This is a genomic window from Brevundimonas sp. (assembly GCF_023259385.1).
Taxonomy (GTDB): Bacteria; Pseudomonadota; Alphaproteobacteria; order Caulobacterales; family Caulobacteraceae; genus Brevundimonas.
The window spans coordinates 1-9,216 of the sequence record NZ_JAHFPF010000141.1; the positions used below are offsets into that span (position 1 = coordinate 1).

The 9,216-nt window shown below is 67.7% G+C and carries 10 protein-coding genes and 1 riboswitch; of the genes, 1 reads left to right on the forward strand and 9 read right to left on the reverse strand.

Translation table 11 applies throughout. From position 1 onward, the window contains the following. From Q0C81_RS11590 to gcvT, 7 genes are all read right to left on the reverse strand, one after another. The coding region (locus Q0C81_RS11590) for a DUF6789 family protein (RefSeq protein WP_291837817.1) at positions 1-327 on the reverse strand (327 nt) is incomplete at its 3' end. 136 nt (positions 328-463) lie between these two features. After that, positions 464-916, reverse strand: coding sequence for a hypothetical protein (locus Q0C81_RS11595; RefSeq protein ID WP_291837821.1), 453 nt, complete (start codon positions 914-916; stop codon positions 464-466). A gap of 308 nt (positions 917-1,224) precedes the next feature. Continuing rightward, entirely contained in the window at positions 1,225-2,793 is a 1,569-nt protein-coding gene (gene gcvPB, locus Q0C81_RS11600) for an aminomethyl-transferring glycine dehydrogenase subunit GcvPB (protein ID WP_291837824.1), read from the reverse strand. Positions 2,794-2,807: 14 nt separating this feature from the next. Next, positions 2,808-4,154: an aminomethyl-transferring glycine dehydrogenase subunit GcvPA gene (gcvPA, locus tag Q0C81_RS11605; protein ID WP_291837827.1), complete on the reverse strand. Its 1,347-nt coding sequence runs from the start codon at positions 4,152-4,154 to the stop codon at positions 2,808-2,810. Beyond that, a complete protein-coding gene (locus Q0C81_RS11610; protein ID WP_291837829.1) occupies positions 4,155-4,667 on the reverse strand; it encodes a hypothetical protein in 513 nt (170 codons plus the stop codon). It abuts the gene before it with no gap. 4 nt (positions 4,668-4,671) lie between these two features. Next, positions 4,672-5,037 (reverse strand): glycine cleavage system protein GcvH, encoded by a 366-nt coding sequence (gene gcvH, locus Q0C81_RS11615; RefSeq protein WP_291837832.1) that lies wholly within the window; start codon positions 5,035-5,037, stop codon positions 4,672-4,674. Positions 5,038-5,048: 11 nt separating this feature from the next. Then, a complete protein-coding gene (gene gcvT, locus Q0C81_RS11620; protein WP_291837834.1) occupies positions 5,049-6,161 on the reverse strand; it encodes a glycine cleavage system aminomethyltransferase GcvT in 1,113 nt (370 codons plus the stop codon). A gap of 140 nt (positions 6,162-6,301) precedes the next feature. Next, positions 6,302-6,399, reverse strand: a riboswitch (glycine riboswitch). Between the two features lie 183 nt (positions 6,400-6,582). Here gcvT and Q0C81_RS11625 point away from each other — a divergent pair. Further along, positions 6,583-6,963, forward strand: a complete 381-nt coding sequence (locus tag Q0C81_RS11625) for a hypothetical protein (protein ID WP_291837836.1) — start codon at positions 6,583-6,585, stop codon at positions 6,961-6,963. 24 nt (positions 6,964-6,987) lie between these two features. On the opposite strand, the gene Q0C81_RS11630 is transcribed toward Q0C81_RS11625, so the two are convergent. Both Q0C81_RS11630 and argS read right to left on the reverse strand, forming a co-directional pair. Beyond that, entirely contained in the window at positions 6,988-7,995 is a 1,008-nt protein-coding gene (locus tag Q0C81_RS11630; RefSeq protein WP_291837838.1) for an adenosine deaminase, read from the reverse strand. Between the two features lie 33 nt (positions 7,996-8,028). Next, positions 8,029-9,216, reverse strand: a 1,188-nt coding sequence (gene argS, locus Q0C81_RS11635; protein ID WP_291837840.1) for an arginine--tRNA ligase, incomplete at its 5' end; no start/stop codon positions are given.

Here is a 9,216-nt window from a genome sequence, read left to right on the forward strand (position 1 = left end):
TGCGGTGAAGGTTCGGTAGTCTCCGAACATCATGATGGCGCCCATCATCACCACCCACGCCCCGACGGCGAAGACAATGCCCTTGGTCTCGGGAGTGTCGGTGGGCAGGCGGGGACACATCAGACCGAACAACGGCCCCAGGATGAAGACGCCGCTGAAGGCGTGGATCGCCCAGCCGACGGCCATGTTTCCAGGCATGCCGATCATGGTGGCGATGACCCCCTGGAACGGGTCGAACCAGTTCAGGAACAGGTTGGGTATTTCAAGCAAGGAAACGGCGACGGTCGCGGCGACGCCCGCGATCATGCCCTTTTGTACGCGTGACATCATGACCTTAGCGCCTCCCAACGCATTTGGTGGTTCTCTGATAACGCCCAGACAGAATACGCCTGTAGAGGGAGAAGGGCGTTCACGATGATGTGGTTAGCAGTTGCGACAACGCAACCGCGAGACGGTCTGTCAACTAGCGGAAAAGCTTCCGGAAATAGCGACGAAGCATCTTCCGCAACCGCGTCAGACGTCGGCGGGGTCTCTTAAGCACGACCTTCTCGGCGCGCAGGGCCTGCTGCCAGAAGACAGGAGCGAACTCCGGCTTTTTGCGCATGAGCCGCCGGAACGGATAGACCCATTTGGGCCGGGCGTATTGGGCACGAATGAACAGCCGCTTGGCCCAGAAGGAGCTCTTCAGGATCAGCATCAGGCCGACGGCGATGACGGGAATGCCGCCTGGACCCGGCAGGGGCGCGATCAGAATTCCCAGAAGCACCACGAACAGCCCGCCCGCCATCAGCGCCCATCGCTTCAGCGCGCGAAGCGTACGGCTGCGCGCGCGGTAGGACGGAAGGCGGATCGCGGTTGCGAAGGTCAAGTCGGCGCCAGACAGAGAGGAGGGAGGTCCTGTGACAACGATCGTCACGACCGCCCGATCCCGACTCGGGAGAGGAAAGAGCGACCGTGGCCAGCCTGCCACAGGCTCGTTAAGACCGTGTGTCCATGGCCGATCCGTGTCTACGGCGTGAAGCTTTGGTCATGATTGATCAAGGGCTTCTGGCTGTTGCCTCCAGGACACAATAGGGGGAGGTCACCCCTCTTCAACCTTCGTCATCCTCGCCCTTGCGGCGAGGATCCATACTCCCGGTGTTTCCGCAGAATGCGCCTTCGTCTGGCGCTGGGAGTATGGATCCCAGGGACAAGCCCTGGGATGACGGGGCCTATCCGTCGCCCTTACGCCGCCTGGTTCGACCCTGCCGGCGCGGTCCAGCGCAGCACCGGCGAGCGGGCGGCGCGGGTTTCGTCCAGGCGGCGCAAGGGGGCGTGGAAGGGCGCGCCCTTGAAGCGATCGACGTCGCCGGCTTTCGCGGCCTCGGCCAACAGGCGCATCGCGTGGATGAAGCGATCCAGTTCGGCCTTGGACTCGGTTTCCGTCGGCTCGATCAGCATGGCGCCGTGGACGACCAGCGGGAAATACATGGTCATCGGGTGGAAGCCCTCGTCGATCATCGCCTTGGCGAAGTCGAGCGTGGTGATGTCCGTGCCCTTCAGCCATTCGTCGTCGAACAGGGCCTCGTGCATGCACGGGCCGTCCGGGAAGGCCGGGCTCATCAGGTCCTGCAGGCGGGCCTTGATGTAGTTGGCGTTCAGGACCGCGTCCTCGGCCACCTGACGCAGGCCATCCGAACCATGGCTCAGCATGTAGCTCAGCGCGCGGACGTACATGCCCATCTGGCCCTGGAAGGCGCACAGGCGGCCGAAGGCCTGGGCGGCCTCGTCTTCCTCGCGCTCGACCAGGCGATAGCCGTTGTCGTCGTGCACGACCCACGGGGCCGGGGCGAAGGGAGCCAGGGCCTCGGACAGCACCACCGGACCCGCGCCCGGACCACCGCCGCCGTGGGGCGTCGAGAAGGTCTTGTGCAGGTTGATGTGCATGGCGTCGACGCCCAGGTCGCCCGGGCGGACCCGGCCGACGATGGCGTTGAAGTTGGCGCCGTCGCAGTAGAAATAGGCGCCCGCTTCGTGCGTCAGGCGGCTGATCTCCAGGATGTCGCGCTCGAACAGGCCGCAGGTGTTGGGGTTGGTCACCATGATGGCGGCGACGTCGTCGCCCAGCTTGGAGGCCAGGTCGGCGACGTCCACGCGGCCGTCGTCGGTCTGGGCCACTTCCACGACCGAATAGCCGACGAAGGCGGCGGTGGCCGGGTTGGTGCCGTGGGCGGAGGTCGGCACCAGAACCTTGCGGCGCTTCTCATGCTGGCCCGAGGCCTCGTGGGCCGCGCGAATGGCCATCAGGCCGCACAGCTCGCCGTGCGCGCCCGCCTTGGGCGACAGGGCGACGGCGGGCATGCCGGTCAGGGTCTTGAGCCAGTGGGCCAGGGTGTCCATCAGCTCCAGCGCGCCCTGCACGGTCGAGATCGGCTGCAGCGGGTGGATGTCCGAGAAGCCGGGCAGGCGGGCCATCTTCTCGTTGAGGCGCGGGTTGTGCTTCATCGTGCACGAGCCCAGCGGATAGATGGCCAGGTCGATGGCGTGGTTCTTCTGGCTCAGGCGCACATAGTGGCGCATGGCCTCGGGCTCGCTCAGGCCCGGCAGGCCGATCGGATCCTTGCGGACCAGATCGCCGAGGTCCGAACCGGTCGTCTTCGGTTCCGGCAGGTCAACGCCGGTCTTGCCCCAGCCTTCGCCCTCGAAGATCAGGGCTTCGTTCTGCAGCAGGCCGCGGCCGCCGGTCAGGGTGGCGGGCTTCTCGGAAACCTGGTTCGGGGCGGTCGGGCGGCCGACGGTGTTCATGGTGCTCATCGTTCGATCTCCGCTCAGGCCGCCAGGACCGTGGCGAGAGCCTTCGCCAGGAACTTGATGTCGTGATCCAGGGTGGTTTCGGTGGCCGCGACCAGCAGCACGTCGTCCATGCCCGCGTCGGGGGCCAGACGGCTGTACGGCACGCCCGCCAGCACATGGTGTCCGGCCAGGGTGTCGACCACTTCGGCGGCGTTCTTCGGCAGCTTGATCGCGAACTCGTTGAAGAAGCGCGGGGTCAGGACCTCGACGCCCGGAATGGCGGCCAGGGCGTCGCGGGTCGCCACGGCCTTCTCGTGGTTCAGCAGGGCCAGCTTGCGCAGTCCCGTCTCGCCCAGCAGGCTCATGTGGATGGTGAAGGCTAGGGTGCACAGGCCCGAGTTGGTGCAGATGTTCGACGTCGCCTTGTCGCGGCGGATGTGCTGCTCGCGCGTCGACAGGGTCAGGACGAAGCCGCGCTCGCCGTCGGCGTCCACGGTCTCGCCGGTCAGGCGGCCCGGCATCTGGCGGATCAGCTTCTCGCGGGTGGCGAACAGGCCGACGTAGGGGCCGCCGAAGTTCAGGGCGTTGCCGATCGACTGGCCCTCGGCCGCGACGATGTCGGCGCCCATCTCGCCGGGCGACTTCAGCAGGCCCATCGACACGGCCTCGGTGACCACGACGATCAGCAGGGCGCCGGCGGCGTGAGCGGCCTCGGCGATCTTGGTCACGTCGGTGGCGGTGCCGAAGACGTTCGGGGTCTGGACGACCACGCAGGCTGTGTCCGGGCCGATCTGGGCGATCACGTCCGCCTCGGCGTCCACGGCGGCGGGCAGGGCCAGGGTCTCGACGCCGACGGCGTGGACCACGGTCTCGGTGGCGCGGACGTAGTGCGGGTGCACCCCGCCCGAGATCACCGCCTTGTTGCGGCGGGTCACGCGGGTCGCCATCAGCACGCCCTCGGCCATGGCGGTCGAGCCGTCATAGAGCGAGGCGTTGGCCACCGGCATGCCGGTCAGGTTCGCGACCTGGGTCTGGAACTCGTACAGGTACTGCAGCGTGCCCTGGGCGATTTCCGGCTGGTAGGGGGTGTAGCTGGTCAGGAATTCCGACCGCTGGATCACGTGGTCCACGGTGGCCGGGACGTGGTGCTTGTAGGCGCCGGCGCCGCAGAAGAAGGGCACCGAACCGGCCGAGGCGTTCTTGTTGGCCATGGCCGAGAGCGTGCGCTCGACTTCCATTTCGCCCGCCACGCGCGGCAGGTCGACGAAGCCTTCGCGGCGCGCCGCCTGCGGCACGTCCACGAACAGGTCGTCGATGGATTTGGCGCCGATCGCGGCCAGCATGGCCTCACGGTCGTCGGGCGTCAGGGGGAGGTAACGCATCTAGACAGCTTTCCCGAAGAGGAGATCGAGGATGAAGGAGCCCGGGCCGGGCTTTGAAGGGCGTCGCGCCGCCGGGGCGGGCGTTGGACGGGAGGCGGGTTCGGAGTCCTCGCGGCTTTCGTGGATCTGCTTCAGCAGTTCCAGGAGGTCGTCGGCGGACTCAAACTCGGTGATCTGCGGCGCGAAGATCAGGGGGGCGCGGGGCTCGCCCACGACGCCCGACAGGCGCACCAGGGCTGCGCCCCGGAGATCGCCGAGCAGAAAGCTGTTGGTCCTCGACAGGATCGCGAAAAGCGCCTCGGCGACCGTCGGGGTGAGGACGGGATACTCGGCGAGCATCCCCTCGTTCTCGTCTTCCCCGAACAGATACAGAAGCGCCCCGTCGTTGAGCCGGACTTCAGCCTCCAGACCGGTCCGCTCCGCCCCGCTGTCTACGAGCGCCGCCTCGACCAGCTGGCGCAGGCCTGGCTGGAACGGCGTCGTCGTCGCGTGGCTGAAGTAGACCGTGAACACCGCGTCAGAGGGTGGCGAGGAAGGCGTCGTAGGCGGCGCGGTCCATCAGGGCGTCCAGCTGCGAGGCGTCCGAGACGCGGATCTTCGCGAACCAGCCTTCGCCTTCCGGGTCGGCGTTGACGGTTTCCGGAGCCGAGGCGAGGACGGCGTTGCCTTCGACGACTTCACCCGACACCGGGGCGTAGACGTCCGAGGCGGCCTTGACGCTCTCGACGACGGCGAAGCTGTCGCCCTTCGAGACGGCCTTGCCGGCGTCCGGGGTTTCGACGAACACCACGTCGCCCAGGGCGTCGGCGGCGTGCTTGGAGATGCCGACGGTGGCGATGTCGCCGTCGACTTTGACCCACTCGTGATCCTTGGTGAAGCGCATGGGAGTGATCCTTAGACCTTGGGTTTGCGGTAGTAGCGTTGGGCGACGAAGGGCATGGCGACGACCTCGGCGGCGGCGGGCTTGCCGCGCACCAGGACCTTCAGGTCCGTGCCCAGTTCGGCGAAGGCGGGGGGCACATAGCCCATGGCGATGTTGCGGCCCAGCGTCGGCGAGGGGCCGCCCGAGGTGACCGTGCCGATGATGTTTCCGTCCAGGTCGGCGATCTCGGCGCCTTCGCGGGCCGGGGCGCCTTCCTTGACGCTCAGGCCGACGCGGACGCGGCTCGGGCCGTCGGCCAGTTCCTTCAGGATGCGGTCGGCGCCGTTGAAGTCAGCGGCTTCCTTGCGCGACTTGGACAGGGCGAAGGTCAGCGCGCCCTCGACCGGGCTGGTCGAGGCGTCGATGTCATGGCCGTGCAGCGGCAGGCCGGCTTCCAGGCGCAGGCTGTCGCGGGCGCCCAGGCCGATCGGCTTGACGCGGGCGTCCTTCAGGATGGCGTTCCAGATGCGCTCGGCGTCGGCGGCCGGGACCGAGATCTCATAGCCGTCCTCGCCGGTGTAGCCCGAGCGGGAGACGTAGCAGTCCACCCCGAACAGCATCAGGCGGGCGCTGTCCATGAAGCCGAAGTCGCCGAAGACCGGATCGTGGGCCGCCATGACCTCGGCGGCCTCGGGCCCCTGGATGGCGATCAGGGCGCGGTCCAGCACGGTCAGCTTGGCGTCGCCCTGCAGGTTGGCTTCCCAGAAGGCGAAGTCCTCGTCCTTGTTGCCGGCGTTGACGACGACGAACAGGCCGTCGTGGTCGGGCTTGCCGGCCATCAGATCGTCGATGATGCCGCCGCTCTCGTTGAGCAGCAGCGAATACTTCTGCCGGCCGGACTTCAGGACCTGGTAGTCGCCGGGCACGAAGCGTTGGAACTGGGTCACGGCGTCCGCGCCGGTGATCTTGCACTGGCCCATGTGCGACACGTCGAACAGGCCGGCGTGCTCGCGGGTCCAGCGATGCTCGGCCAGCACCCCTTCATACTGCACCGGCATGTCATAGCCGCCGAAGCCGACCATGCGGGCGCCCAGCGCGCGGTGCGCGGCGTTCAGGGGAGTGGTCTTCAAGGCTTGATCGGTCATCAGACTCTCGCGGTCGCGGGTTTTGGCGGAAGCTCCGCCGTCTTCGCGCCCCCGCTGTCCTGAAGCCTGAGAGATTCCGCCCCGGACGTGATCCGGGACTTGCTCCGTCGGCGCGCCATGCGGCGGCTTTCCAGCGTCCGTGCGCTTTCGCGGTCCTTTTGCCTGAGCGTTTCCGGGGCGGTTGCGCCTTCGGCTCCGGGCTCCGTTTCCGGACCCCGATCTCTCCCGCGAGAGCGAGCGGACCTAGGCCCCGACTCCGGCGCGAAGTCAAGCGTGGGCGGGCGGATCGCCGCCAATGACGGGGCGGTGGCGGCGGGTGCTCACGCCATGCGAGCGCGCCCCCATCCGTGCGGCGGCGGCGTTCATTTCGCGTTCAGCTAAAACGACATCCTGTAGCTGTGCTGTACAAGGGAGGTTGGGGATGTGGCGGATCGTATGGATCATCGTCGGTGTCGCGATGCTGGGGGCCGCCCTGCCGGGCTCGGCCTCCGCCCAGACCATGCCGCTGAACGAGTTCATCGCCACGGCCGACCGCATTCCACGCAATCCGCTGGCTCTTCTGCGGTCCGACTATCGTCGCCTTAAGCGCGAGGTCGAAGCTGGCCTGATACTCATCGCCACGGCGCAGTATCGGGCGCGGGAGGCGAACCAGCCGCCTCAGACGTGTCTACCCGAGACCTTCACGTTCAATACCGAGACCGTCCTGAATCAGCTCAAGGCGATCCCCGAACCCCGCCGCCGACGCATGACGATCACCGATGGCCTGCGCGAGGTCATCCGGCGCCAGTATCCGTGCCCGTAAACCGACCCGCCTCGGAGGTGGGGTTCAGACGCTCGCGTAAGCCTTCACTTCCGCGATCCGGGCCGCCTTGTCCGCCTCATCGAGGAAGCTGCCCTCGAAGCTGTTGATGGCGATCTGGGTCACCTGCTCGCGGGTCAGGCCCACGGCCTCGGCCAGCCGGGCGTAGTTGGCGTTCACATAGCCGCCGAAATAGGCGGGATCGTCCGAGTTCAGGGTGACGTGTAGGCCCCGGCGCAGCATCTCCGGGACCGGGTGGTCCTTGAGGTCCTTCACCACGCAGAGCTTCAGGTTCGACAGGGGGCAGACGGTCAGGGTCATCTGCTCCTTCGCCAACCGTTGGATCAGGCCCTCGTCCTCCATCGAGCGGTTGCCGTGGTCCATGCGGTCGATGTGCAGCAGGTCCAGCGCCTCGTGCACATAGGCGGGCGGGCCTTCCTCGCCGGCGTGGGCGCACAGTTTCAGGCCCAGTTCCCGGGAAGCGGCGAAGACGCGCTGGAACTTCGACGGCGGGTGTCCGACCTCGGACGAATCCAGCCCGACGCCGATGAAGTGGTGCAGGTACGGCTTGGCCATCTCCAGCGTGGCGAAGGCCTCGTCCTCGCTCAGGTGGCGCAGGAAGCTCAGGATCAGGCCGCTGGTCACGCCCAGTTCGGCCTTCGCCCGCTCCATGCCCGCGATCAGGCCTTCCACCACCACGGCGAAGGGTACCTCTCGGTCGGTGTGGGTCTGGGGATCGAAGAAGATCTCGGCGTGGCGGACGTTGTCCGCGGCGGCGCGCTGGAAATAGGCGAAGGCCAGGTCCTCGAAATCCCTGCGCGTCAGCAGGACGTTGGCCCCGGCGTAATAGATGTCCAGGAAGTCCTGCAGGTTCGAGAAATCATAGGCCGCGCGCACGGCCTCGACGCTGTCGAACGGAATGGCCACGCCGTTGCGCTGCGCCAGCTCGAACATCAGCTCGGGCTCCAGCGAGCCCTCGATGTGAAGATGCAGCTCGGCCTTGGGCAGGCCGGCGATATAGGCGTCGAGCGACATGAGGGGGCTCCTGAAAGGCCCCGCCAGTCTAGCCTACATCCGCTCCGGCGTGTCGATTCCCAGCAGGCTCAGCGTCAGGACCAGTTGATCCAGCGTGGCCTTCGACAGGGCCAGCCGCGACGCCTTGGTCGCCTCGTCCGGCGCCGCCAGCACGGGGCAGGCGGCGTAGAATTTCGAGAACGACTGCGCCAGCCGGTAGGCGTGCTCGGCGATCACGTGCGGCATGCGCTTGTCGTAGGCCTCGGCCGCCGCCTGCGAGAAGGCGTCCAGCGTCAGGGCCAGGTCGCGCTCCGCCGGTTCGGCGATGACGATGGCTCCGGGCCGGGCGCCCTGTTCCTCGCCCCGGCGCAGCAGGGATTTGATGCGCACGGCCTGATACAGCAGGTAGGGACCGGTCTTGCCCTCGAAGCTCATGAAGCGGTCGAGGTCGAAGACGTAGCTGGTGGTCCGGGCGTTCGACAGATCGGCGAACTTCAGGGCGGCGATCGCCACCTTGTGCGCGATGGCCTCGAACGCGTCGGGCGGCAGGTCGTCGCCCAGCTTGGCCTCATGCAGGCGCTCGCGCGCCTTTTCGGTCGCCTGGTCGATCAGGTCGCGCAGCTTCAGGACGCCGCCCGCGCGGGTCTTGAAGGGCTTGCCGTCCTGGCCGTTCATGGTGCCGAAGCCGAGGTGCTCCAGCGCGCCTTCGGCCGCGTAGCCCGCCAGATAGGCGGCGCGGAACACCTGTTCGAAATGCTCGGCCTGGCGCTCGTCGACGACGTACAGGGCCAGGTCCGGCGCCAGCGCCTTCTTGCGGTCCAGGATCGTGGCCAGGTCGGTCGTGCCGTACATGGCCGAGCCTTCCGAGCTGATCACCAGCAGCGGCGGCGGGGAGGGGGCCTCGATCACCGAGCCGTCGGCCAGCTTCTTCTTGCGGGTCTCGCCGGGCCGGGCGACGTGCACCACCTGCGCCCCGTCGTCGGGGACCAGCAGGCCGGTCGCCTTCAGATGCTCCAGCATCTCGGGCATCTGCGGATCGGCGTCGCTCTCGCCGTTCCACAGGTCGAAATCGACCGACAGGTCGCCGTACTCGCGCTTCAGCGCCTCGCGGCTGACCGCCACGAAATGCTTCCAGAGGGCGCGGTAGCCGGGGCGGCCGCCCTGCAGCTCCGCCGTCGCCTTGCGGGCGCGGTCGCGGAAAGCCGGGTCTTCCTTGGCCTTGCCGGCGGCCAGCGGATACAG

What these genes read in the sequence shown, in the direction of transcription:
- gcvPB (WP_291837824.1), bottom strand. Translation starts at nt 2,793, where the DNA reads ATGAGCACCATGAACACCGTCGGCCGCCCGACCGCCCCGAACCAGGTT.
- gcvPA (WP_291837827.1), bottom strand. Translation starts at nt 4,154, where the DNA reads ATGCGTTACCTCCCCCTGACGCCCGACGACCGTGAGGCCATGCTGGCC.
- gcvH (WP_291837832.1), bottom strand. Translation starts at nt 5,037, where the DNA reads ATGCGCTTCACCAAGGATCACGAGTGGGTCAAAGTCGACGGCGACATC.
- gcvT (WP_291837834.1), bottom strand. Translation starts at nt 6,161, where the DNA reads ATGACCGATCAAGCCTTGAAGACCACTCCCCTGAACGCCGCGCACCGC.
- Q0C81_RS11625 (WP_291837836.1), top strand. Translation starts at nt 6,583, where the DNA reads ATGTGGCGGATCGTATGGATCATCGTCGGTGTCGCGATGCTGGGGGCC.
- Q0C81_RS11630 (WP_291837838.1), bottom strand. Translation starts at nt 7,995, where the DNA reads ATGTCGCTCGACGCCTATATCGCCGGCCTGCCCAAGGCCGAGCTGCAT.